The organism is Lysobacter sp. (genome assembly GCF_035655815.1).
Lineage (GTDB): Bacteria > Pseudomonadota > Gammaproteobacteria > Xanthomonadales > Xanthomonadaceae > Lysobacter_J.
In genome coordinates this window covers 1-22,941 of sequence record NZ_DASRTS010000073.1, presented here as the reverse complement: position 1 = coordinate 22,941, position 22,941 = coordinate 1, and the positions used below count along the sequence as shown (strand labels likewise).

18 protein-coding genes and 1 pseudogene are annotated in these 22,941 nt (G+C 68.3%); 10 read left to right on the top strand and 9 right to left on the bottom strand.

Features of this window, described 5'->3' with window-relative positions; genetic code table 11:
• Positions 1-343, bottom strand: a pseudogene (locus tag VFE83_RS18645) (S9 family peptidase); the annotation flags it as partial.
• Between the two features lie 188 nt (positions 344-531).
• Positions 532-1,221, bottom strand: a complete 690-nt coding sequence (locus VFE83_RS18640; RefSeq protein WP_019661668.1) for a glutathione binding-like protein — start codon at positions 1,219-1,221, stop codon at positions 532-534.
• A 110-nt stretch (positions 1,222-1,331) separates the two neighbouring features.
• On the opposite strand from VFE83_RS18640, the gene VFE83_RS18635 reads away from it, so the two are divergent.
• Complete coding sequence (locus tag VFE83_RS18635) at positions 1,332-1,889, top strand: TIGR00645 family protein (RefSeq protein ID WP_324908946.1); 558 nt, start codon at positions 1,332-1,334, stop codon at positions 1,887-1,889.
• A gap of 16 nt (positions 1,890-1,905) precedes the next feature.
• Here VFE83_RS18635 and VFE83_RS18630 read toward each other — a convergent pair whose 3' ends face one another.
• Complete coding sequence (locus VFE83_RS18630; RefSeq protein ID WP_324908944.1) at positions 1,906-2,856, bottom strand: hypothetical protein; 951 nt, start codon at positions 2,854-2,856, stop codon at positions 1,906-1,908.
• A gap of 59 nt (positions 2,857-2,915) precedes the next feature.
• Here VFE83_RS18630 and uvrD point away from each other — a divergent pair, with 59 nt between their 5' ends.
• Complete coding sequence (gene uvrD / locus VFE83_RS18625) at positions 2,916-5,096, top strand: DNA helicase II (protein WP_324908942.1); 2,181 nt, start codon at positions 2,916-2,918, stop codon at positions 5,094-5,096.
• A 617-nt stretch (positions 5,097-5,713) separates the two neighbouring features.
• Here uvrD and VFE83_RS18620 read toward each other — a convergent pair.
• The 4 genes from VFE83_RS18620 to VFE83_RS18605 form a co-directional block, all read right to left on the bottom strand.
• The gene (locus VFE83_RS18620) at positions 5,714-5,962 is read right to left on the bottom strand and encodes a hypothetical protein (protein WP_324908940.1); all 249 of its coding nucleotides are present in this window, start codon (positions 5,960-5,962) and stop codon (positions 5,714-5,716) included.
• Positions 5,963-6,089: 127 nt separating this feature from the next.
• Positions 6,090-6,824 (bottom strand): 2OG-Fe(II) oxygenase, encoded by a 735-nt coding sequence (locus VFE83_RS18615; RefSeq protein ID WP_324908938.1) that lies wholly within the window; start codon positions 6,822-6,824, stop codon positions 6,090-6,092.
• Positions 6,821-7,555: a methylated-DNA--[protein]-cysteine S-methyltransferase gene (locus tag VFE83_RS18610; protein ID WP_324908936.1), complete on the bottom strand. Its 735-nt coding sequence runs from the start codon at positions 7,553-7,555 to the stop codon at positions 6,821-6,823. Before VFE83_RS18610 ends, VFE83_RS18615 begins: the two co-directional genes overlap by 4 nt.
• Before the next feature lie 100 nt (positions 7,556-7,655).
• Positions 7,656-7,952 (bottom strand): DUF2782 domain-containing protein, encoded by a 297-nt coding sequence (locus VFE83_RS18605; protein WP_324908934.1) that lies wholly within the window; start codon positions 7,950-7,952, stop codon positions 7,656-7,658.
• A gap of 104 nt (positions 7,953-8,056) precedes the next feature.
• On the opposite strand from VFE83_RS18605, the gene polA reads away from it, so the two are divergent.
• A complete protein-coding gene (gene polA, locus VFE83_RS18600) occupies positions 8,057-10,843 on the top strand; it encodes a DNA polymerase I (RefSeq protein ID WP_324908932.1) in 2,787 nt (928 codons plus the stop codon).
• An 840-nt stretch (positions 10,844-11,683) separates the two neighbouring features.
• Complete coding sequence (locus VFE83_RS18595) at positions 11,684-12,172, top strand: DUF421 domain-containing protein (protein ID WP_324908930.1); 489 nt, start codon at positions 11,684-11,686, stop codon at positions 12,170-12,172.
• A 33-nt stretch (positions 12,173-12,205) separates the two neighbouring features.
• Here VFE83_RS18595 and hemF read toward each other — a convergent pair whose 3' ends face one another.
• Positions 12,206-13,129 carry an oxygen-dependent coproporphyrinogen oxidase gene (hemF, locus tag VFE83_RS18590; protein ID WP_324908928.1) on the bottom strand — a complete coding sequence of 308 codons (924 nt, stop codon included), beginning with the start codon at positions 13,127-13,129 and terminating at the stop codon, positions 12,206-12,208.
• A gap of 118 nt (positions 13,130-13,247) precedes the next feature.
• Here hemF and VFE83_RS18585 point away from each other — a divergent pair, with 118 nt between their 5' ends.
• Both VFE83_RS18585 and VFE83_RS18580 read left to right on the top strand, forming a co-directional pair.
• Positions 13,248-14,900 (top strand): DUF3300 domain-containing protein, encoded by a 1,653-nt coding sequence (locus VFE83_RS18585; RefSeq protein WP_324908926.1) that lies wholly within the window; start codon positions 13,248-13,250, stop codon positions 14,898-14,900.
• Positions 14,901-14,909: 9 nt separating this feature from the next.
• Positions 14,910-15,806: a DUF2950 domain-containing protein gene (locus VFE83_RS18580; protein ID WP_324908924.1), complete on the top strand. Its 897-nt coding sequence runs from the start codon at positions 14,910-14,912 to the stop codon at positions 15,804-15,806.
• 444 nt (positions 15,807-16,250) lie between these two features.
• Here the strand turns inward: VFE83_RS18580 and VFE83_RS18575 are convergent, their stop codons facing one another.
• Positions 16,251-18,611 carry a S9 family peptidase gene (locus tag VFE83_RS18575; RefSeq protein WP_414674786.1) on the bottom strand — a complete coding sequence of 787 codons (2,361 nt, stop codon included), beginning with the start codon at positions 18,609-18,611 and terminating at the stop codon, positions 16,251-16,253.
• A gap of 276 nt (positions 18,612-18,887) precedes the next feature.
• Here VFE83_RS18575 and VFE83_RS18570 point away from each other — a divergent pair, with 276 nt between their 5' ends.
• The 4 genes from VFE83_RS18570 to VFE83_RS18555 form a co-directional block, all read left to right on the top strand.
• The gene (locus tag VFE83_RS18570) at positions 18,888-20,291 is read left to right on the top strand and encodes a cytochrome ubiquinol oxidase subunit I (protein WP_324908922.1); all 1,404 of its coding nucleotides are present in this window, start codon (positions 18,888-18,890) and stop codon (positions 20,289-20,291) included.
• Positions 20,291-21,304 (top strand): cytochrome d ubiquinol oxidase subunit II, encoded by a 1,014-nt coding sequence (gene cydB / locus VFE83_RS18565; protein ID WP_324908920.1) that lies wholly within the window; start codon positions 20,291-20,293, stop codon positions 21,302-21,304. Before VFE83_RS18570 ends, cydB begins: the two co-directional genes overlap by 1 nt.
• 154 nt (positions 21,305-21,458) lie before the next feature.
• Positions 21,459-21,728, top strand: coding sequence for a YcgL domain-containing protein (locus tag VFE83_RS18560; protein ID WP_324908918.1), 270 nt, complete (start codon positions 21,459-21,461; stop codon positions 21,726-21,728).
• Positions 21,721-22,941 (top strand): ankyrin repeat domain-containing protein (locus VFE83_RS18555; protein WP_324908916.1); only part of this gene is annotated, 1,221 nt, incomplete at its 3' end. The genes VFE83_RS18560 and VFE83_RS18555, both read left to right, overlap by 8 nt.

Genomic DNA, 22,941 nt, shown 5'->3' with positions numbered 1-22,941 from the left:
GGTAATCAACGATGCCGGTCATCGCGGCGATGCGCTGGCGCTCGCGGCGTGCCTTTTCCTCGTCGCTGAGGGTCTCGGTGCCGGGCAGCACCACCTTGGAATCAACCAGCAGCCGGGTCTGGCCGCTACCGATGTCGTAGGTCCACAGGTCCAGCTGGTTTCGGTCGCTGTCCTTGCCGCGCAGGAAGCTGACCTGCGATCCGTCCGGTGCCACCTTGGGCTTCATCAAGGTCGGGCCGGACAGCGGCAGCGGACCGGTGATGGCTTCCAGGGTCAGCTTTTCAGCGTGGGCAGCGGTTGTGGTGGCAAGCATGAGGGCGAGCGAAGCGAACAGGTGGCGCATGGAGGATCCCGGCAAACGGCAGGTCCGCCTCCACGCGGGGCGCGGGACGGTCGTCCCCCCATCCTAACCAAGCCCGTGCGGGAAGGCAGCATGACCTTCTGCCCATAAGGCGTGCGGACGAGTGCCGACCAAGGGTCGGCACCCACCACCCGTAGATCCACGTCACGCGTGAATGACGCCGTCCTGGTTCAACGCTGGCCGAACAGGTGCTTGCGCTCTTCGTCGCTGAGCGGCTTGCCGGCGTTGGGGTTCACCTGCTGGCGCAGGGCATAGGCGCGCTGGGTGGCCGGGCGTGCGGCAATCGCTTCATGCCAGCGCTTGAGGTTCGGGAACGCGGCGAAGTCCACCGGCAGCGTGTCGTAGGCGCCGACCCACGGGTAGCTGGCCATGTCGGCGATGGTGTACTCATCGCCGGCCAGGAACGCATGCTGGGCCAGACGCTTGTCCATCACCCCGTGCAGGCGGCGCACTTCGTTGTCGTAGCGCTCGATTGCATAGGGGATCTTTTCCGGTGCGTACACGTTGAAGTGGCCCATCTGGCCACTCATCGGGCCCAGGCCCGCCATCTGCCAGAACAGCCATTCCAGGGTGGTCACGCGGCCACGCGCGTCGCTGGGCAGGAAGCGGCCGGTCTTCTCGGCCAGGTACAGCAGGATCGCGCCGGACTCGAACACACTCTGGGGAGCACCGCCATCGGCCGGGGCATGGTCGACGATGGCCGGCATCTTGTTGTTCGGCGAGATGGCCAGGAATTCCGGCTTGAACTGGTCGCCCGAACCGATGTTGACCGGGTGGATGCGGTACTCCAGGCCGGCTTCCTCCAACAGCAGGGTCACTTTGTGGCCGTTCGGGGTGGGCCAGTAATACAGGTCGATCATGGCGGCGGCTCGGGGTGCGGAAAGGAACCTGAAGTCTAGTGCGTGAGTTGGGTTGGCACCGTCATGGCGGGCCGGTAACCTCGCGGCTCCCCCGAAACGCACTGTCCTGCATGAGCCACAGTCCTCGTCCCTTGTCCCCGTTGTCCTCGCTGATCTTCGCCTCGCGCTGGCTGCAGCTGCCGCTGTACCTGGGCCTGATCCTTGCCCAGTGCGTCTACGTGTTCCTGTTCGGCAAGGAACTGTGGCACCTGCTGTCCCACTCGGTGTCGATGGGCGAACAGCAGATCATGCTGATCGTGCTGGGCCTGATCGACGTGGTGATGATCTCCAACCTGCTGGTGATGGTGATCGTCGGCGGCTACGAGACCTTTGTCTCGCGCCTGCGCCTGGAGGGTCATCCGGACCAGCCGGAATGGCTGAGCCACGTCAACGCCAGCGTGCTGAAGGTGAAGCTGGCGATGGCGATCATCGGCATCTCCTCGATCCACCTGCTCAAGACCTTCATCGCGATCGGCAGCCTAGGCTCGGAAGGCAGCACGTACACCGCCGACGGCGTGATGTGGCAGACCATCATCCACTGCGTGTTCATCCTGTCGGCGATCGGCATCGCGTACACCGACAAGCTGATGGCGCAGGCCGCGATGAAGCCGCACAAGAGCGGCCACTGACGGCGACCTCCTGCCGCTACGGTGCGGCGGGGCGCGATGCCGGCGGCGCCATGATCGAGCGGCGCAGGCGTGCCGCCGGGCCGTCGGCGAAGGCGAGCCGGTCGTCGCGCATGGCGATGCCGAGCGCGCGATAGGTGTCGGCAAGGTCGGGGAATTCCCGCGACGGCGCGTAGCGCGCGTACAGGGCGGAGAACACCTGCGAGCGCGACAGTTCGTCCAGACGCGAGAGGAAGGCTTCGGGTTCGACCAGCCCGGTGCCGCGCAGGCAACACGAGGAATAGCGCGAGAGCACTTCGTCCAGGCTGCTGGCGTGATCCCGGCGCAGCGCGATGTCGGCCTCCAGCCAGAACGCCGCGCCGGCCCAGTACACGCGCATCGTGCCGCGATGGCTGCGGCTGAGTTCGCGCAACGACGCCTGGCTGTCCTCGCGACGGCCGCGGCCGAAACCCGCCTCGAGCCGACGCCAGGCTTCGTCGGCCGACAGCATGCCGGCACGGGCGCGCAGCACGTTCTGGTAATAGCTGGCCAGTCCCTCCGACAGCCAGCGGCCGTCGCCGCCCATGTACGGATGGAACAGGTGCGACAGCTCGTGGATCGCAGTCCAGTCGGCGCGCAGTTCGGCCAGGCTTGCATCACGACGCACGAACAACAACACCGACGGTTCGCCCCGACGCAAGGTCTGGCCCCATGGCACCGGGCTCTCGTCGTTGCTGTCGATCTGCGTGATCCGCACGCGTGCGCTGCGCAGCGGGTAGCGTCCGAACGCCGTCAGCGTCGCGCCGGCCACTTCTTCCAGCCAGCCCTGCAACTGTGCGCGGCGATCCGCGTCAGCCACGTCGACCACGTCCACGTGCAACTCGCTCTCGCCCGCCCGCAGCGTGCGTTGGTCGACCTGCGCCGCAGTCGTGCTGCCCGCCGCCATCAGCAGGACCAGCGCCATCGGCCATCGCATCGAACGCACGCGCATTCAGTCCTCCGCACGGCTGCCGGAGCAGGGAGTGAGACCGCCGCCGCTACAATACCCGCATGGATGTCTCCCACCTGCTCGATGCGCTGAATCCGGCGCAGCGCGAGGCCGTCAGTGCCCCGCCCGGTCATTACCTCGTCCTTGCCGGCGCCGGCTCCGGCAAGACCCGCGTGCTCACGCACCGCATCGCCTGGCTGAACGAGGTGCACAACGTACCCACGCACGGCATCCTCGCGGTGACCTTCACCAACAAGGCCGCCGGCGAGATGCGCGCGCGCGTGGACGCGCAGCTGCGCTTCGGCGCGCGCGGCATGTGGATCGGCACCTTCCACGGCCTGGCGCACCGGCTGCTGCGCCTGCACTGGCAGGACGCGAAGCTGCCCGAAGGCTTCCAGGTGCTCGATTCCGACGACCAGCTGCGCCTGGTCAAGCGCGTGGTCCAGGCGCTGGAACTGGACGAGGCGCGTTTCCCGCCGCGACAGATCGCGTGGTGGATCAACGCGCAGAAGGACGAGGGACGCCGTCCGCACAACATCCAGGGCGGCGGCAACGACCCGTGGGCGGACGTGATGCTCAGGTCGTACGAGGCCTACCAGGAGCGCTGCGAGCGCGCCGGCCTGGTCGACTTCGCCGAACTGCTGCTGCGTGCGCACGAACTGCTGCGCGACAACCCGGCGCTGCTGTCGCACTACCGCCATCGCTTCCGCGAGATCCTGGTGGACGAGTTCCAGGACACCAATGCCATCCAGTACGCCTTCGTGCGCGTGCTGGCGGGCGATTCGGGCCACGTGTTCGTGGTCGGCGACGACGACCAGTCCATCTACGGCTGGCGCGGCGCCAAGGTCGAGAACATGCAGCGGTTCCTGAAGGATTTTCCGGACACGCGCACGATCCGCCTGGAACAGAACTACCGTTCCAGCGCCAACATCCTGGAAGCGGCCAACGCGGTCATCGCCCACAACCCAGACCGCCTCGGCAAGCACCTGTGGACCGACAGCGGCAGCGGCGAGCCGATCGACCTGTACGCGGCCTACAACGAGATGGACGAGGCGCGCTTCATCGTCGAGCGCCTGCGCCAGTGGGTGCGCGACGGCGGCAGCCATGGCGAGGTCGCCGTGCTCTACCGCAGCAATGCGCAGTCGCGCGCGATCGAAGAAGCGCTGCTGGCCGAACAGGTCCCGTACCGCGTGTACGGCGGCCTGCGCTTCTTCGAGCGGGCCGAGATCAAGGACACGCTGGCCTACCTGCGCCTGATCGCCTCGCGCCTGGACGATGCCGCGTTCGAACGCGCGGTCAACACGCCCGCACGCGGCATCGGCGAGCGCACGCTGGACGAAGTGCGCCGCCGTGCGCGTGCCGATGGCGTATCGCTGTGGGACGCGGCCCGGCGCATCGTGTCGGAGAACGGCCTGGCGGCGCGCTCGCGCAATGCCGTGGCCGGCTTCCTGGCGCTGATCGACGATGTCGATAACGAAGTGGCGACGATGACGCTGCCGGAGAAGATCGACCACGTGCTGATCCGCTCCGGCCTGCGCGACCACTACTTCAACGAATCGCGCGGCCAGCTAGACTCGCGCGTGGACAACCTGGACGAACTCGTCTCGGTCGCCTCGCGCTTCAGCCATAGCGACGAGGAAGACGTCGCGGCGATGCCGGAGCTGGTGGCGTTCCTCAGCTACGCCGCACTGGAAGCCGGCGAAGGCCAGGTGCAGGCCGGCGAGGAAGGCGTGCAGCTGATGACGCTGCACAGCGCGAAGGGCCTGGAATTCCCGCTGGTGTTCCTGGCGGGGCTGGAGGAAGGCGTCTTTCCCAGTGGGCGTTCGACCGAAGAAGCCGGGCGCCTGGAAGAGGAGCGGCGCCTGGCCTACGTCGGCATCACCCGCGCGCGTCAGAAGCTGGTCCTGAGCTATGCCGAGACGCGCCGCATCCACGGCGCCGACATGTACGGCGTGCCATCGCGCTTCCTGCGCGAGATCCCCGCGCCGCTGCTCAACGAAGTGCGCCCGAAGGTGCAGGTGTCGCGCCCGTACAGTGGAGGCGCGCCGCGCCGCGACTTTGGCCACGCCGCGATCGAAACCCCGGCAGTGAAACTCGGCTCGATGGTCCGGCACCCCTCGTTCGGACTGGGCACCGTCACCGACTACGAAGGCAGCGGCGCGCACGCACGCGTGCAGGTCAACTTCGACGACGCCGGCAGCAAGTGGCTGGTACTGGCCTACGCGAACCTGCAGCCGGCGTGAGGGGTGCGCGATAGCCGTCGGTACGGCTTGTTCATGCGGCCAGCGGCGACGCGCTCGAATTGCACCGCACCGCACGTCATCCCGGCGGAAGCCGGGATCCAGGCCCGCGCCGCGTCCGAAGTGCCGTGCGCCTGCATCTCCAACCGTCATCCCGGCGAAAGCCGGGACCCAGGCCCACACCGCGTCCGAAGAACCGTGCGCCTGCATCTCCAACCGTCATCCCCGGCGAAAGCCGGGATCCGGGCCCGCACCGCGTCCGAAGCGCCGTGCGCCGCATCTCCGACCGTCATCCCGGCGAAGGCCGGGGTCCAGGCCCGCACCGCATCCGAAGACCCGTGCGCATACACCTGGCACCGTCATTCCAGCGAAAGCTGGAATCCATCTTGCTCTTGGTCGTGAGGCCACAAAGCGCAGGATCAAAATGGATTCCAGCTTTCGCTGAATGACGAAGAGCGCTGAAGCGCGGCCAGCTACTGGCTTTCGCTGGAATGACGAAGGGTCATTGAAACGCAGCCAGCCTGGATCCCGGCCTTCGCCGGGATGACGGCGGCTTCGGGACGCTGAGGCGGCTCACTGGAAAGCCGGTTCGCGCGACGACTGCAAACGGGGTGAGGGCGCTATCCGCGCAGCTTCGGCGCCTCGTCCAGCGATCCATCCGGCAGCAGCGCGACGCAGCGCTTGCGCTCGCGGTCGAAGAGTACCGGCACGGGATCCTGGAACAGCGGCCGGCGCACGAACTCCAGCGTCCACTGGAAATGCTCCAGTTCTTCCAGCGTCCTGCGCTGCTCTTCGGTCAGGCCCTTGCGCAGTTCGGCCGGGTCCAGCGTCTTCGTGGGCGTGGGCTTGCGTCTTTCGCGACCGGACACTCCGGCTTTCCCTCTGTTGCGGCGATGGCGCCTGGATGGCGCGACGTACCGTTATCGGCACGCCGGGAGGATCCTTTAGCCCGCCGTGCGGAAGCCCGGATCGACGTCACGAGGCTACGCACCGGATTTACAGCGCATCGTGAAAGACCACGCCCAGAGTGTGACGTCGGCCTGAACGCACGCGGCTGACGCCGTGGCGCAGGTTCACGCGGTACACGCCGCGCGTTCCGCGCACGGGGCGCTGGTGCACGGCGAACACCACCGCGTCGCCCTGCCGCAGCGGTACGACTTCGGCGCGCGACTGCATGCGCGGCCGCTGCTCGGTCAGCACGAACTCGCCACCCTCGAAGTCGCGACCGGGTTGCGACAGCAGCACGGCCATCTGCAGCGGAAACACGTGTTCGCCGTACAGGTCCTGGTGCAGGCAGTTGTAGTCGTTGGCGTCGTAGCGCAGCAGCAGTGGCGTGGGGCGCAGCTGGCCGGCCTCGTGGCAGCGGACGATGAACTCCGCGTGCGTCGCGGGAAAGCGCGTCGGCAGGTCCATCGCCTCATGCCAGCGGTTGGCGATCGGCGCCAGGTGCGGATAGATCGATTCGCGCAGCAACGCAACGGTGCCCGGCAGCGGATGGGCGAAGTAGCGGTATTCGCCTTGTCCGAATCCGTGACGGGCCATCACCACGCGACTGCGGAATCCGTCCGCGCGGTCGTACAGCGCAGCCAGCGCATGGCATTCGGCCTCGTCCAGCAGGCCGGGCAGGATCGCGTTGCCGTGCGCGTCCAGTTCGCGCGCGGCGCGTTGCCAGTCGTGCCACTGGATGCGCTGCGCGAGTGCGCTGCCGCTAGCGCGCAACACCGCGCTCATGCCTGCGCCTCGCGCGCCAGCAGCGCGCGCTTGCGCGCAACGCCCCAGCGATAGCCGGACAGCGCACCGTTGCCGGCGATCACGCGATGGCATGGCACGACAACGGCCAGCACGTTGGCCGCGCAGGCGGCCGCCACCGCGCGCGCGGCACGCGGCATGCCCAGGCGCCTGGCCAGATCGCCGTAGCTGATCGTGACACCGGGCGGGATCGAGCGCAGGGCCTGCCACACGCGCCGCTGGAACGGCGTGCCACGCAGATCCAGCGGCCGTGTCATGCGCAGGTGCGGCGCTTCGATGTGATCGACCACCTCGGCCAGCGCGTCGTGCACGCCACCCGGATCGATGGCCAAGGCGGCATCCGGCGCCTGCGCCTGCAGCTCACGCACGAGGGCGCCTTCGTTGTCGCCCAGCAGGATGCTGCGGATGCCATCGGTGCCCTCGGCGACCAGCACCAGGCCGATCGAGCTGTGACCGATGGCGAAGCGCAGCGGTGAAGCCTCACCCATCCGTTGCGGATGACAGCGACGGCATGCACGGAAGCCCGCGCGCTCGGCATCGCCGGGCGTGTCGTGGAAGCGCACGTGCGCGGGCAACGCGCGACGCGAGGGACAGGAAGGCCGGCAGTACACGCCTGTGGTCGAAACCGAATACACGAAACGGCCGTCGGCGGCGCGGTCGCGGGCGCACATCTGCGCCCAGCGCGGATCTTCGGTAATGGAAGGCAGGCTCATCGCGTTCGCTCCAGAAGGGAACGCGATCGACTCTAGGCGCCACACCCGGGCGGCGATATCCGAACCATGCAGCGGATTTCGCGGCGCGACGCCGCGTGGATCACCAGGTGAACAGCTTGTACTGCACGGGCGAGATCGGGCCTTCGCCGCGGCTGCTGTCGAGGATGCCGTCGGCGTTGTTGTCGACCAGGTAATACACCGGCCCGCGTGCCGGCGTGATGCGCACCACGCGCAGCTGGCCGGCCACGTAGTACTCCTCGATGAGATCGCCGCCGCTCATCGTGCGCGAGCGCACCTGCGGGTTCTGCAGGCCCGCGGTCGGATCGTCCACGCCGCCCATCGACGCGCAGGCGGACAGGCACAGGGGAAGCAGCAGGGCGAGCAGCAGCGGGCGCATGGCGGTCTCCTGTCCGGCGAGAAGGTGGTCCACGGACAGGATACGCGTTTGCGTCGCGGCGGTCGGTGACGGCCGCGTGGAGCCGGCGTCGTTAGAATCGCCGGATGACGACTCCCCCGACCGCGCCGCGCCGCCTCGTCCTGATCGACGGCTCCAGCTACCTCTACCGCGCGTTCCATGCGCTGCCCCCGCTCACCAACGACGCCGGCGAACCGACCGGCGCGCTGTTCGGCGTGGTCAACATGCTGCGCGCCACGCTGAAGGAGCAGCCCGAGTACGTGGCGTTCGTGGTCGACGCGCCCGGCAAGACCTTCCGAGACGACCTGTATCCCGAGTACAAGGCCAACCGCTCGGCTATGCCCGACGACCTGCGCGCGCAGACCGAGCCGATGTGCGAGATCGTCGAAGCACTGGGCATCACCATCCTGCGCGTGCCCGGCGTGGAGGCCGACGACGTGATCGGCACGCTCGCGGTGCGCGCCGCGCAGGACGGCATCGACGTGACCATCTCCACCGGCGACAAGGATTTCGCACAGCTCGTGCGGCCCGGCATCGTGCTGGTCAATACCATGAGCGGCAGCCGGCTGGATTCGGAAGCCACCGTCATCGACAAGTTCGGCGTGCGTCCGGACCAGATCGTCGATCTGTTGGCGCTGATGGGCGACAGCGTCGACAACATTCCGGGCGTGGAGAAGTGCGGGCCAAAGACGGCGGCCAAGTGGCTGGGCGAGTACGGCACGCTCGACAACGTTATCGCGCATGCGGGCGACATCAAGGGCAAGATCGGCGACAACCTGCGCACCGCGCTGCCGCGGCTGCCGCTGAACCGCACGCTCACCACCATCAAGACCGACGTGGAGCTGGACCGCGCACCGACCGACCTGGCACTGCGCGAGCGCCACGTGGACGAGTTGCGCCGGCTGTACGCGCGCTATGGCTTCAAGCAGGCGTTGCGCGAACTGGAAGGGCCGGGCGCGGTGGTCGAGGATCATCCGGGCAGCCCTGCCGGCGTGCGCAATACCGCCGCGGGCTACGCGCGTTCCGGCGCGCCGGGCGAGGTCGTGGACCCGGCGCTGTCGGCCAAGGGCGAGTACGAGACCATCCTGACGCAGGAGCAGTTCGACGAATGGCTGGCGCGGCTGCGCGGCGCCGAGGAATTCGCCTTCGACACCGAGACCGATTCGCTCGATCCGATGCAGGCCAACCTGATCGGGCTGAGCCTGGCGGTCGAGCCTGGGCACGCGGCTTACCTGCCGCTGGCGCACGACTATCCCGGCGCGCCGCAGCAGCTGGACCGCGTGGCCGCGCTCGCCGCGCTGCGCCCGCTGTTCGAGGACGCCACCCGCAAGAAGATGGGCCAGCACGGCAAGTACGACCTGCACGTGCTGCGTCGCAACGGCATCGCGGTGAAGAACTACGCCGACGACACGATGCTGGAGAGCTTCGTCTACAACGCCACCGCCACGCGCCACGACATGGATTCGCTGGCCAAGCGCTACCTCGGCTACGACACCGTCCGCTACGAGGACGTGGCCGGCAAGGGCGCCAAATCGATCCCGTTCTCGCAGGTGTCGGTGGAGGACGCCACGCGCTACGCCGCGGAGGATTCCGACGTCACGTTGCGGCTGCACCGTGTGCTGTCGCCGAAGGTGGAGGCCGTGTCCGGGCTGTCGCACGTCTACCACGAGATCGAGATGCCGCTGGTGCAGGTGCTCGAACGCATCGAGGCCAACGGCGTGATGGTCGACGCCGACGAACTGCGCCGGCAATCGGCCGACCTCGGCCGGCGCATGCTGGCCGCGCAGCAGAAGGCCACCGAACTGGCCGGGCGCAGCTTCAACCTGGATTCGCCCAAGCAGCTGGGCCAGTTGCTGTTCGACGAACTCAAACTGCCCGCGTTGCTGAAGACGCCGTCCGGCGCACCGTCGACCAACGAAGAGGCGCTCGAAGCCATCGCCGAGCACCACGAACTGCCGCGCGTGATCCTGGAATACCGTGGCCTGTCGAAACTGCGCAGCACCTACACCGACAAGCTGCCGGAGATGGTCAACCGCGACACCGGCCGCGTGCACACCAGTTACCACCAGGCCGGCGCGGCTACCGGCCGCCTCGCGTCCAGCGATCCGAACCTGCAGAACATCCCGATCCGCACCGACGACGGCCGTCGCATCCGGCAGGCGTTCGTCGCGCCGGAGGGGCGCCGCATCGTCGCCTGCGACTACTCGCAGATCGAGCTGCGCATCATGGCGCACCTGTCCGAGGATCCCGGCCTGCTGCGTGCGTTCGAATCCGGCGCCGACATCCACCGGGCGACGGCGGCGGAAGTGTTCGGCAAGCCGATGGACGAGGTGAGCGGCAACGAGCGCCGCGCCGCCAAGGCGATCAACTTCGGTCTGATGTACGGCATGGGCGCGTTCGGACTGGCGCGGCAGCTGGGCATCTCGCGCGGCGAGGCGCAGGACTACATCGGCCTGTACTTCAGCCGCTACCCGGGCGTGCGCGACTTCATGGAACGCACGCGGCAGCAGGCACGCGAGCAGGGCTACGTCGAGACGGTGTTCGGCCGCCGCCTGTACCTGGACAACATCCACGCCCGCAACCAGGGCCTGCGGGCGGGTGCCGAGCGCGCGGCGATCAATGCCCCGATGCAGGGCACCGCGGCCGACATCATCAAGCGGGCGATGATCTCCATCGACGGCTGGCTGGCCGACCATGCCGACCGGGCGCTGATGGTGCTGCAGGTGCACGACGAACTGGTCTTCGAGGTGGAGACCGGTTTCGTGGACACGCTGGTCGCCGAGGCCCGTGAACGCATGTCCCGTGCGGCCGGATTGCGGGTCCCTCTGGTCGTAGACAGCGGGGTCGGCGCCAACTGGGACGAGGCGCATTGACCGTTCGTCGGAAACAGGTGGCGCCACCTGTGCCCGAAATGGCCTGAAAACGTCATCTGAACGGGGATTTTGGCGTGTCGCCCCCGGGCGAATGAATCCCGCCTGAATCCAACAATTCGTTAACCCGAATCTTCACGAACCATCCATGTGCCGGGTGGTCATATAGGTCGCGACAGGTGCAACGCCTGTCGCCGATCTCTCCCTCCCCTGGAGTGATCCCGGAGCGAAGACCCCTCCCCAGGTCCCGCTCCCCAGCCCCGCCGGCCCCCCCTGCCTGCGGGGCTTTTTATTTCTGGCGTCGCCAGAAATAAACCCAAAGCTTTGTGAAGCAAAACTTCGGGCCCCGCGCCGATGCACCCGATCCCCGCGGCTGCCGCCGCGCCCCCTTACCAAGGGGGCTGCTGTTTCGAACGTGTTTGCACTCCTTTGATGGGTTAAGGCGTGTGCTCGCGCACCCTAAATCCGTCATCCCGGCGAAGGCCGGGACCAGGCCAGCGGCCTCCCATACCCCAACCGTCGTCCGGCGAAGGCTCGGATCAGCCTGCCGCCTCCCCGCACCCCGACCGTCATCCCGGCGAAGGCCGGGATCCAGACCCGCAGCCCTCCCGCGCCGTCACGTCATTCCAGCGAAAGCTGGAATGCACCTTGCCCTTCATTCATTACGAAGCGCGTTACGAAGCGCCGCACAACCCTTCGCCGTCTTGCTCCCTCCCCTGCGAGCAGGGGAGGGTTGGGGAGGGGTATTAAGCCGCGAAGCGGCGAACTCTTCTGCGACCCCGCTTGGGCCGACCGCTTGCCGCTGTCGCAGAATCCGTCCATCGCAGACGCGCGGGGAGCCCCATGTTCGAAATGTCCATGCCGTGGTGGGAGTTCGTGCTTCGCGCGGTCATCGTCTACGTGGTGCTGCTGGGCATGATCCGGTTGTCGGGCAAGCGGACGATGGGGCAGTTCACCGCGTTCGACATGCTGCTGATCGTGCTGCTCGGCAATGCGGTGCAGAACGCGCTGCTGGGTTCGGATACGTCGATGTCGGGCGGGCTGCTGCTGGCGGCCACGCTGATCGTGCTGAACTGGCTCGTCGGCTTTGCCACGTCGCGCAGCCGGCGCATGGAGCGGCTGCTGGAAGGCGCGCCGGTCGTGCTGGCGCGCAACGGGCATGTGTATCGCGAGGTGTTACGGCGCGAACTGGTCAGCCGCGACGACTTCGCCAAGGCGATGCGCGAGGCCGGATGCAGCGATGTCGATCGCATCCATCTGGCGCTTCTGGAAACCAACGGCCACATCACGATCCTGCTGCGCGACGTGCCGGAGGAAGACGAGGCGGTCTAGCCGACGCGCGTCCGACGAAGCGCCATCATCGCGTCAGGCAAGTTCCGCCAGCCAGTCGCGCGGGCGCAGGTAATCGGCCAGGCGCGCTTCGTCGCTGCCTTCGTCCGGCGCGTAGCCGTACTCCCAGCGCACCAGCGGCGGCAGGCTCATCAGGATCGACTCGGTGCGTCCGCCCGATTGCAGGCCGAACAGCGTGCCGCGGTCGAAGACCAGGTTGAACTCGACGTAGCGCCCGCGGCGATACAGCTGGAACTGGCGCTCGCGCTCGCCGTACGGCATGTCCTTGCGTCGCTCCACGATGGGCAGGTAGGCATCCAGGAAACCGTCGCCCACCGCACGCAGGTAGGCGAAGTCCGCCGACGCATCCTCGTGCAGGTCGTCGAAGAACAGGCCGCCGACACCGCGCGTTTCGCCGCGGTGCCTGAGGAAGAAGTATTCGTCGCACCACACCTTGTGCTTTTCGTAACGTGCGGCGCCACCGAACGGCCCGCACAGGTCGCGCGCGGTGCGATGCCAGTGCAGTACGTCCTCGTCGAACGGATAGAACGGGGTGAGGTCGAGACCGCCACCGAACCACCACGCCACCGTCTCGCCATCGCGGATCGCGCGGAAGTGGCGCACGTTCGCATGCGTGGTCGGCAGGTATGGATTGCGCGGATGGAACACCAGCGACACGCCCACCGCGCGCCACGATGCACCGGCGAGTTCCGGCCGCGCAGCGGTCGCCGATGGCGGCAGCTTCGTGCCGGACACGTCGGAAAAACCGATGCCCGCCTGCTCGAACACCGCGCCGTCGCGCAGCACGCGCGTGCGCCCGCCGCCGCCTTCGGCCCGCTGCCACAGGTCTTCGCGGAAACGTGCGCTTCCGTCGGCGGCCTCGATGACGGCGCAGATGCGGTCCTGCAGGCCGGTGAGGTAGTCGCGGACGTCGTCGAAGCCGGGAGCGGGTTCGGTCATTTCACAGGAACATAGCGGGGCAGGCATGCATGATAGCCGCCGCCCGTTCACGGGCTCGTCACGGACCGGCCGCGCGCGCCGCGGCCGGCGGCCAGGGAATCCGCATCGGAGTAGGCCCATGCGCGTCTGTGTCCGCCTCGGCTTCGTTCTACTCGTGCTGCTTGTCGCTGCATGCAAGCGCGATGCTCCATCCGCGCCGCAGCCCGCTGCGACGCCGGCACCGGCCACCGTGCCCGCGACGGCACCGGCGAGCGCGGCGCAGCGCGTCTTCAGTCGCGAGGAACTCGACCAGATGGTCGCGCCCATCGCACTGTATCCGGATTCGCTGCTGACGCAGGTGCTGATGGCCGCGACGTATCCGGCGAACGTCGCCGATGCGGTCGCGTGGTCGAAGGCGCATCCGCAGGCGACCGGCGACGATGCGGTGAAGCAGGTAGCCGACCAGCCGTGGGATCCAAGCGTGCAGTCGCTGGTGGCGTTTCCGCAGGTGATGGCCACGCTGGGGCAGGATCCCGGCTGGGTGCAGCGCCTGGGCGATGCGTTCCTCGCGCAGCCAGGCGACGTGATGGATGCCGTGCAGCGACTGCGCCGCGCCGCGCAGGCCGCCGGCAACCTGCAGTCCACCGAGCAGCAGACGGTGACGGTGTCGCCCGCGCCGACGCCTTCGGCCGCGCCCGCGCCTGCACCTGCCGATGGCAGTGCTCCGCCGCCACCGCCTCCGGCCAGCGACACGATCATCGAGATCGCGCCGGCCAATCCGCAGGTGGTGTACGTGCCCAGCTACAACCCGACCACGGTGTACGGCACGTGGCCGTATCCGTCGTATCCACCCGCGTACTACCCGCCCGCGCCGACGTGGTATCCCGGCAGCGCGCTGGTAGCCGGGCTTGCCTTCGGCACCGGCGTTGCGGTGGCCGATGCGCTGTGGGGCGACTGGGACTGGGGCGACCACGACGTCGACATCGACGTGAACCGCTACAACAACATCAACGTGAACCGGCAGCTGGACGTCAACAACAACGTCTGGCGGCACAACGCGGAATTCCGCGGCAACGTGCCGTACCGCGATGCCCGCAGCCGCGAACAGTTCGGACCGCAGCGACTGCCCGGCGCGGAGAATCGCGAGGCGTTCCGTGGCAACGACCCGGCGCATGCCGCCAATCGCGAGCGTGCGCGGCAAGAGCTGCAGCAGCGCGGATTCGGCACGCCCGCCACGGACAACCGCGCCGCGCGCGAGCAGGCGCGCACGGCCGGCCGTGACTTGCGCGAACGGCCCGAAGGCGGCCTCGATGCCCGTAATGCGGGTGCAGCGGCACGCCGTGACGCTGGCGGTGCGGACGCGGCACGCGAGCGAGCGCGCAGCGTGGCCGATGCGCGCACGCAGCGTCCGAGCGGTGGCAGCGACCATGCGCGCCAAGCCAGCGCACGCCAGAATGGGCCACGCACGACGCACGCCAACCAGCAGGTGCGTGAGCAGCATCGCCAGCAGCATGCCCAGACAGCGCGGACGCAGCCCACGCGTCAGCACGCCGACGCGCAGCGCGTGCAGCAGCGCGCACAGCAGCCCCGCATGCAGCCGTCGCATTCGTTGCCGCACCAGGGCGCACGCAACAACGCGTTCGCAGGCGTGGATCGCCCCGCGCAGACACGCGCGCAGGTCGATCGAGGGCGATCGAGCCATGCCATGGCGCAGCGGCCGCAGTCCGCGCGCTCGGGCGGACATCAGGTACAACGCGCGCCGCACGGTGGCGGCGGTCGTCGTCGCGGATAGGAGCCGGCCATGAAACTTCGTGCATGCGTGCTGTTGCTGCTGCTGCCGTCCGTTGCGCCGGCCTGGGCGCAGAAGGCGTACCCGAATGCGAACGCGGCCGCGGACGCGCTGGTCGCGGCGGTCGAAAAGCGCGACCAGGCGGCGCTGCAGGAAATCCTGGGCGCCAGCTGGCGCGACTACATTCCGCTGGAAGGCATCGGGCGCGAGGACGTGGAGAAGTTCCTCGCGCAGTGGAAGGCCTCGCACAAGATCATGCCCGGCAGCGATGGCCGTTCGCACATCGCGGTGGGCAAGGACGACTGGACGCTGCCGATCCCGCTGGTGCAGGGCAATGGCGGGTGGCACTTCGATCCGAAGGCGGGCGGCGAGGAGATGCGCGTGCGCCGCATCGGCCGCAACGAGCTCGACGCCATCCAGGCAGTGCAGGCCTATCGCGACGCACAGCTCGAATACGCCGAGCGCGACCACGACGGCGATGGCGTGCTCGAGTACGCGCAGCACATCCTCAGCAGCGACGGCCGGCACGATGGCCTGTACTGGCCCGACGACGGCAGCGGCGACGTGAGCCCGCTCGGGCCGCTGTTCGGTGACGAGCAGCCGCACGCCGACTACTACGGCTACCGCTATCGCATCCTCACTGCGCAGGGACCGTCCGCGCCCGGCGGTGCGCACGACTACAAGGTGGACGACCGGATGACGCGCGGCTTCGCGCTGGTCGCGTGGCCGGCGAAGTACGCCGACACCGGCGTGATGAGCTTCATGATCGGCCCGGACGGTCAGGTGTTCGAGAAGGACCTGGGCCCGAACGGGGAAGCCGCGGCGAAGGCGATGAAGGCCTTCGATCCGGATTCGAGCTGGAGCGAGGTGAGGCAGGATGCTGCGGCGGTGTCGGCGCCGTCACGATAGCCGGGCGACTACTTTCTTGCCGTCATTCCCGCGCAGGCGGGAATCCATCTGCCGGCGCGTCACGACCGACGAAGGATGAAGGTCGGGCGCATGCATGCCATCAAGAACTGGACACAGATTCCGCAGAAGAACGCAGACAGGACCCATGAATGGTATCGCGCGAATGCATTCCGTTCTGCCTCGCCCGCGTTCGATCAGCGTTGATCAGCGTTGATCAGCGTCCGGAGTGGCGGCGATCTACTTCACAAAGAACTGGACACCGATTTCGCAGAAAAACACAGACAAGGCGAATTGAGCGGACGCCGATTCACGCAACGTGACGCCGTTTCGCTCTATCCGCTTCCGTCTGCGTCTATCAGCGTCCAGATGGCGTTCACTGCATCGCACGTCCCGACCCTCACCCCAACCCCTCTCCCGGTGGGAGAGGGGCTTTACAGGCAGCGCTTACTTCAACGTGCGCTCGAACAGTTCGTAGATGCGGCGGTACTCGTCGTACCAGCTGTCCGAACGCGTGAAGCTGTGGCGTTCCAGCGGATACGGCGCGATCTCCCACTTGTCCTTGCGCAGTTCGATCAGGCGCTGCGTCAGCATCACCGAGTCCTTGAAGAACACGTTGTCGTCCATCATGCCGTGCGCGATCAGCAGGTTGTCCTGCAGCTTGTCGGCGTATTCGATCGGTGAGGATGCCTTGTACGCCTCGGGATCCAGCTCCGGCGTGTTGAGGATGTTGCTGGTGTACTCGTGGTTGTACTGCGACCAGTCCACCACCGGGCGCAGCGCCGCACCGGCCTTGAACGTGCCCGGCGAGCGGAACAGCGCCATGAACGTCATGAAGCCGCCGTAGCTGCCGCCGTAGATGCCGGCGCGGTCCCTGTCGCCCTGCTTGTTGGCGACCAGCCAGTCCAGGCCGTCCAGGTAATCCTCGAGTTCCGGATGGCCCATCTGGCGGTAGATCGCCGTGCGCCAGTCGCGGCCGTAGCCCTCGGATGCGCGGTAGTCCAGGTCGAGCACGACGTAGCCCTGCTGCACGAGCAGGTTGTGGAACATCTGCTCGCGGAAGTAGTTGGGATAGCGCTCCGACACGTTCTGCAGGTAGCCAGCGCCGTGCACGAACATCACGATGGGGTACTTGCGGCCCGGCTCGTAGTTCTTCGGCCCGTAGAACTTGCCCCACACCACGCCGGCGCCGTGCTTGCTCGGCACCTGCACGTACTCGGGCTGGATCCACTCGCGGCCCTTGAATTCGGGCTTGCGCGTGTCGGTGAGCTGGGTCGCGGCGCCGCCGCTGGCGCTCACCACCGACAGCTGCGGCGGCATGTAGCTGGACGAATGGCGCACCAGCACCTTGCTGCCGTCGGGCGACAGCGAGAAGTCCTCCACGCCGTCGAGCGAGGTCACCTCGCGCACGTCGCCGCCATTGCGGTCGACCGCGCAGACCTCGTAGTCGCCGGGCCACTTGCGGTTGCACGTGAAGAAGAACGTGCTGCCGTCGGGCGAAAGCTCCGGCGCGGAGACTTCCCACTTGCCGGACGTCAGCGCGCGCGACTTGCCGCCCTCGTTGAGGTACAGGTGCGAGTAGCCGCTGCGTTCGGACAGGAACCACAGCGCGCCTTCGCGCGTCCAGCCGAAATCATTGAAGCCCCAGTTGATCCACGCGTTGTCGGTGAGGCGGTCGCGCGCGACCAGCTTCGCGTTGGCCAGGTCGACGCTGGCGATCCAGCGATCCTTGTTGTCCACCGCGCGCACCAGCAGCGCAACGTTGCGGCCATCGTCGCTCCAGTGGATCGCCGGACCGTTGCCGTCGCCGTCGGTTTCGATGCGCACCGGACGGTTGCCCTTGAGCGGATCCTTCTTCGCCGCCTTGCGCATGGCCGCCAACGGATCGTCGGTGATGCCGGGCAGCGAATCGAACTTCAGCTCCGTCGCCTTGGCCGCGCCCACGTCCACCAGCCACAGCCTGTGCGGCAGCGGATCGTTGCGGCCCACGCGCGTGCGCACGTCCTCGAATTCCTCGTAGCCCGACTCGGTCACGTACTTGGGCATCTTGCCCGCCTGCCCCTCGTTGGCGCCCTTGGCAGTGGTGACCACCAGCAGCCATTTGCCGTCGGGCGACAGCGCGGTGTCGGCGATGGCGACGTCGTCGCCGAGGTAGGCCGGCGCTGGCGCTCGCGTAGTGTCGGCGCGGCGCCATTCCTCGTTCTGCGCACGCGCGCCGTCGCGCAGTTCCTTGTCCTTCTTCAGCGTGGAGATCATCGCCAGCTGGCGCTCGCGCAGGTCGTCGGGCTTCGGCGCCGCGGCCGGGTCCTTCTCGGCCTTGACGACGGCGGCTTCGCCCACGCCCTGGCCGGCGCGCCAGCGGAACCAGTCGTTGCCGCGGCGGAACACGAGGTTGCCGTCGCTGCTCCACTGCGGCAGCGCTTCATCCTCGCTGCTGCGCGTGACCTGGGTGAGCGCGCCGTTGCGCAGGTCGCGCACGAACAAGTCGCCGTTGCGCACGAAGGCCATGCGCTGGCGCGAGGCGTCCAGCACCGCGCGCGGTGCATCGAGGTCCGCGCGCGCCGCACCATCCAGCTTCACCGCGCTGCCGGCGCTCAGGCCCTGCTGCCAGGTGTCGCGGATCGACGCGCCTTCGCGCTTGAGCTGGTACTGCACGCGCTGGCTGTCCCACGCCCACCACGCCTGCTCGACCGGCGGACCGATCCAGTCCGGGTCGGCCATGGTCTGCGTGAGCGTGATCGGCGTCTGCGCGTGCGCATGGCCGAGTGCGGTGGCGAGTAGGGCGAGGGCGATGGGTCTGATGCGCATGATCGTTCGGCGGCTGGGTAATGAAGGAGAGGTCTGGCGGAAGCCGGTGACGAAGCGGCGCGGATCGCGCGTCGGCGCGCTGCATCGGCGGCGGGAAACCGTCGATTCGCGATGTTCCCTACCGCTTCCCCGTGCCCGCCATCCCCGGCAAACCTCCGCAGCCTACCAGTCGCGGGCTTTGCCCAATCGGGCCATGCGTCATGGTCGGGCGCGCCCGGTCTTCACATGTGGCGGCGCACAATGCCCGGTCAGCGCGGATAGCAACGGAGTCTTGCCGTGGATGCCCTGCTGTTGTCGCGGATCCAGTTCGGGTTCGTCATCTCGTTCCACATTCTGTTCCCCGCCTTCACCATCGGCTTGGCCAGCTGGCTGGCCTTCTGCGAATGGCGCTGGCTGCGCACGCGCGACACGCTGTGGCGCGACCTGTTCTTCTTCTGGACCAAGATCTTCGCCGTGTCGTTCGGCATGGGCGTGGTGTCGGGCATCGTGATGAGCTTCCAGTTCGGCACGAACTGGGCGACGCTCAGCGAGCAGGCCGGCAACATCCTCGGCCCGCTGCTCAGCTACGAGGTGCTGACCGCATTCTTCCTGGAGGCGACCTTCCTCGGCGTGATGCTGTTCGGCTGGGGCCGCGTGAGCGAGAAGCTGCATTTCCTCTCGACCTGCATGGTCGCGCTGGGCACGCTGATCTCCACGTTCTGGATCATCTCGGCCAACAGCTGGATGCAGACGCCGCAGGGCTACACCATCGTCGACGGCGTGTTCCATCCGGCCAGCTGGATGGACATCATCTTCAATCCGTCCTTCCCGGTGCGCCTGGCGCACATGGTGCTGGCGGCGTTCATCACCACCTGCTTCGTCATCGGCGGCGTCGGCGCGTCGTACCTGCTGCGCGGCGTGCACGTCGATGCCGGCAAACGGATGCTCAAGGCGGCGGTGCTGTTCGCGGCGATCACGGTGCCGACGCAGGTAGTCGTCGGCGACATCCACGGCCTGCAGGTCGCCAAGTACCAGCCGACCAAAGTCGCCGCGATGGAAGCGCACTGGGAACACAAGCCGCGTGGTGAGGGCGTGCCGTTCGTGGTGTTCGCGGTGCCGAACGAGGAGCAGGAACGCAACGACCTGGAAATCGCCATTCCGCATGCGGGCAGCGTGATCCTCACGCATTCGTGGGAAGGCGAGATCCAGTCGCTGAAGGACGTGCCGGCCAGTGAGCGTCCGCCGGTGAAGCCGGTGTTCTACGCCTTCCGCGTGATGCTCGCCGTCGGCACGCTGATGCTGCTGCTGTCGCTGGCGTCGCTGGTGCAGTGGTGGCGCGGGCGGCTGTACGGCTCGCGCGCCCTGCTGACCGGCTGGCGCTGGATGACGCTGGCGGGATTCGTGGCGATGCTCTCGGGCTGGTACGTCACCGAGATCGGCCGCCAGCCGTACGTCATCTACGGCCTGATGCGCACTGCCGACGCGGTGAGTCCCATCCTCGCCGCGGCCAGCGTGATGACGTCGCTGATCGTGTACGTCGTCGTGTACGCCATCGTGTTCGGTTCCGGCGTCTGGTACCTCACGCGCCTGGTGAAGAAGGGCCCGCTGCCGCACGAACCGCCGCAGCACACCGAAGGCGGCGAGAAGACGCCGGCGCGTCCGCTATCGGCCGCTGGAGAGAATCTGGAGGAGGGCGTCTGATGGACATGGCGACCGTACTGCCGGTGGTGTGGTTCGGCGTGATCGGCTTCGGCGTGCTGATGTACGTCGTGCTCGACGGCTTCGTGCTTGGCCTGGGCATCCTGGCGCCGTTCGCGGAGAACGAGCAGCAGCTCGACCACATGATGAACACCGCCGCGCCCATCTGGGATGGCAACGAGACCTGGCTGGTGCTGGGTGGCGCGGGTCTGCTGGCCGCGTTCCCGAAGGCGTATGCGGTGGTGCTGTCGGCGCTGTACCTGCCGGTACTGCTGATGCTGATCGCGCTGGTGTTCCGCGGTGTCGCGTTCGAGTTCCGCTTCAAGGCGCATCGCAGCAAGCCCGCGTGGGGCGCCGCCTTCGCGATCGGTTCGATGGTGTGCGCGTTCGCGCAGGGCGTGATCCTGGGCGCACTGGTGGAGGGCATGCCATTGCAGGACGGCAAGTACGTGGCCGGCGCGTTCGGCTGGTTCAGCCCGTTCTCGATGCTGACCGGCATCGCGGTGCTGTTCGGCTACGCGCTGCTCGGTTCGACCTGGCTGATCCTCAAGACCGAGGGCCGCATGCAGGAAATCGCGCGCAACCTCACCCGCCCGCTGGTGCTGGTGGTGGTCGCGTTCATGGGCCTGGTCAGCGCGTGGCTGCCGTTCCTCGACTCGCGGATCATGGCGCGCTGGTTCGAAGGAGCGAACTTCTGGTGGCTGGCGCCGGTACCGCTGCTGGCGCTGGTCAACGCGTTCGGGCTGTGGCGTGCGGCGATGCGCAAAGGGCGTGACGCGGCGCCGTTCGTGCTCACGCTGTGCTTCTTCGTGCTGGGCTTCGTCGGCCTGGTGCTGGGCATCTGGCCGCACATCGTGCCGCCGGGCCTGACCATCTGGGATGCGGCCTCGCCGCCGTCCTCGCAGGGATTCGTGCTGGTCGGGCTGATCATCCTGCTGCCCGCGATCCTGGGCTACACGTACTGGTCGTACAGCGTGTTCAAGGGCAAGGTCGCGGCCGACTCGGGCTATCACTGATGGCGTGCCGCGGTGAACGCGCCGCGGCGAACCGGAACCACGCTGGGCGCAGGCTGAAGCAGGGGCCGCGACGCGTTGCCGCATTTGCGTTCGCGGCGGGTATGCTGTCCGGGACTTTGCAGGCGCTGTCCCCCGCGCGCCGCTGCCCCGACCGATGCAAGCCTACGTATACAAGAGCCTCCGCAAGGCCGATACCTACGTCTACCTCGCCGCGCGCGACGACTTCGCGCGCCTGCCCGAACCGCTGCGCACGCAGCTGGGTTCGCTCCAGTTCGTCCTCGAGATGGCGCTCACGCCCGAACGCCGCCTGGCGCGCGAGGATGCCGCGGTGGTCCGCGAGAACCTCGCCGTCCGCGGCTTCCACCTGCAGTTTCCGCCCACCGTCGAGGACCCGATGAGGGAGGACTGGGGTACCGATGCCTGAGCCGACCGCTTCCCGCGCTCCGAATCCGCTGCCGTGGCGGCTGGGCGCCGTACTCGCGGGCGGTGTAGTGCTGGGGCTGCTGGGCGGCCTCGGTGGCGTGATCGCCGCCATCGCCGTCACCCTGGCGCAGCCGGTGTCCGCGCTTGCCGTGCGCGCCTGGCGCGACGGCGGCCTGCCGCCGCGTCGTGAGGCGCAGCGCGATCTCGCATCGCTGGCGATGTCCTGGGTCGGCGTGGTCGCCGTGATGGCCGCGGTCATCGCGTGGCCGCTGTCTTCGCTGCGCGAGACCGGCTCGCTCTCCGCAGCGCTGGGGCTGAGCGCCATGCTCGGCATCGTGTTGCTGGCGCTATGGCGCCTGTGGCCGCTGTGGCTGGGCCTGGAACGCGATGGCGGCCCGCTGCGCGAGCACTGGCACGCGCTGGGCGAACTGGAACTGGGCGCCTGGCGCGGGCTGGGCGTGGCGGCCATCGTGCTGGGCGTTGCCGTGGCGGCGCTCGCGCTTGCGTGGCCGGACCTGCTCGGCACCGGCGCGCGCTGGACGCTCGCCGCGGTGCTGGCCGTGGGCGCCCCGGCATTGCATGCGGTGCTGCAGATGGTGGAACCGGCCGACGCGCTGCCGGGCTTCGCGTTCGACGAGGTCGAGGACGAGGAAGAAGAACCCACCGCCTTGGTCGAAGGTGAGCCGCTCGCGCCGGCGCTGTACGCGGCTGCGCGGGCCGGCCGCGTCGAGCGTGCGCTGGAGCTGATCGAACTGGGCGCGGATGTCACCGCGCCGCCGCCGGCGGACGATCGCGACCAGCGCAGCCTGTCCGTGCTGGCCGCCGTGCTGCCTGACCTGCGCCTGTTGCGCGCGCTAATCGCCAACGGCATCGACCTCAACGCCACCCACGCCGGGATGACACCGCTGCTGGCCGCCACGCGCGACAGCTGGCACGGGCGCCCCGACGCGGTGATGACCCTGCTCGCCAACGGTGCCGACCCGCGCCTGACCGATGGCGAAGGCAACACGCCGCTGCACCATGCGGCACGCAGTTCGGACCCGGGCGTGGCCGCGTTGCTGCGCGATGCCGCGGCGGAGCTGGACCCGCTGAACCGCGACGGCCTTTCGCCGCTGGGCGTGGCCTGCGCGGTCGGCAACTGGCGCTTGGCCAAGTTCCTGCTGGAGCGCGGCGCGAAGCCGGAGCCGGCCGGCGGCCAGCCCGCGTTGCTGGCG

Excerpts from the sequence above, each read along its gene's own strand:
- VFE83_RS18640 (WP_019661668.1), bottom strand. The coding sequence starts at position 1,221 with ATGATCGACCTGTATTACTGGCCCACCCCGAACGGCCACAAAGTGACC.
- VFE83_RS18635 (WP_324908946.1), top strand. The coding sequence starts at position 1,332 with ATGAGCCACAGTCCTCGTCCCTTGTCCCCGTTGTCCTCGCTGATCTTC.
- VFE83_RS18630 (WP_324908944.1), bottom strand. The coding sequence starts at position 2,856 with ATGCGCGTGCGTTCGATGCGATGGCCGATGGCGCTGGTCCTGCTGATG.
- uvrD (WP_324908942.1), top strand. The coding sequence starts at position 2,916 with ATGGATGTCTCCCACCTGCTCGATGCGCTGAATCCGGCGCAGCGCGAG.
- VFE83_RS18615 (WP_324908938.1), bottom strand. The coding sequence starts at position 6,824 with ATGAGCGCGGTGTTGCGCGCTAGCGGCAGCGCACTCGCGCAGCGCATC.
- VFE83_RS18610 (WP_324908936.1), bottom strand. The coding sequence starts at position 7,555 with ATGAGCCTGCCTTCCATTACCGAAGATCCGCGCTGGGCGCAGATGTGC.
- VFE83_RS18605 (WP_324908934.1), bottom strand. The coding sequence starts at position 7,952 with ATGCGCCCGCTGCTGCTCGCCCTGCTGCTTCCCCTGTGCCTGTCCGCC.
- polA (WP_324908932.1), top strand. The coding sequence starts at position 8,057 with ATGACGACTCCCCCGACCGCGCCGCGCCGCCTCGTCCTGATCGACGGC.
- VFE83_RS18595 (WP_324908930.1), top strand. The coding sequence starts at position 11,684 with ATGTTCGAAATGTCCATGCCGTGGTGGGAGTTCGTGCTTCGCGCGGTC.
- hemF (WP_324908928.1), bottom strand. The coding sequence starts at position 13,129 with ATGACCGAACCCGCTCCCGGCTTCGACGACGTCCGCGACTACCTCACC.
- VFE83_RS18585 (WP_324908926.1), top strand. The coding sequence starts at position 13,248 with ATGCGCGTCTGTGTCCGCCTCGGCTTCGTTCTACTCGTGCTGCTTGTC.
- VFE83_RS18580 (WP_324908924.1), top strand. The coding sequence starts at position 14,910 with ATGAAACTTCGTGCATGCGTGCTGTTGCTGCTGCTGCCGTCCGTTGCG.
- VFE83_RS18575 (WP_414674786.1), bottom strand. The coding sequence starts at position 18,611 with ATGCGCATCAGACCCATCGCCCTCGCCCTACTCGCCACCGCACTCGGC.
- cydB (WP_324908920.1), top strand. The coding sequence starts at position 20,291 with ATGGACATGGCGACCGTACTGCCGGTGGTGTGGTTCGGCGTGATCGGC.
- VFE83_RS18560 (WP_324908918.1), top strand. The coding sequence starts at position 21,459 with ATGCAAGCCTACGTATACAAGAGCCTCCGCAAGGCCGATACCTACGTC.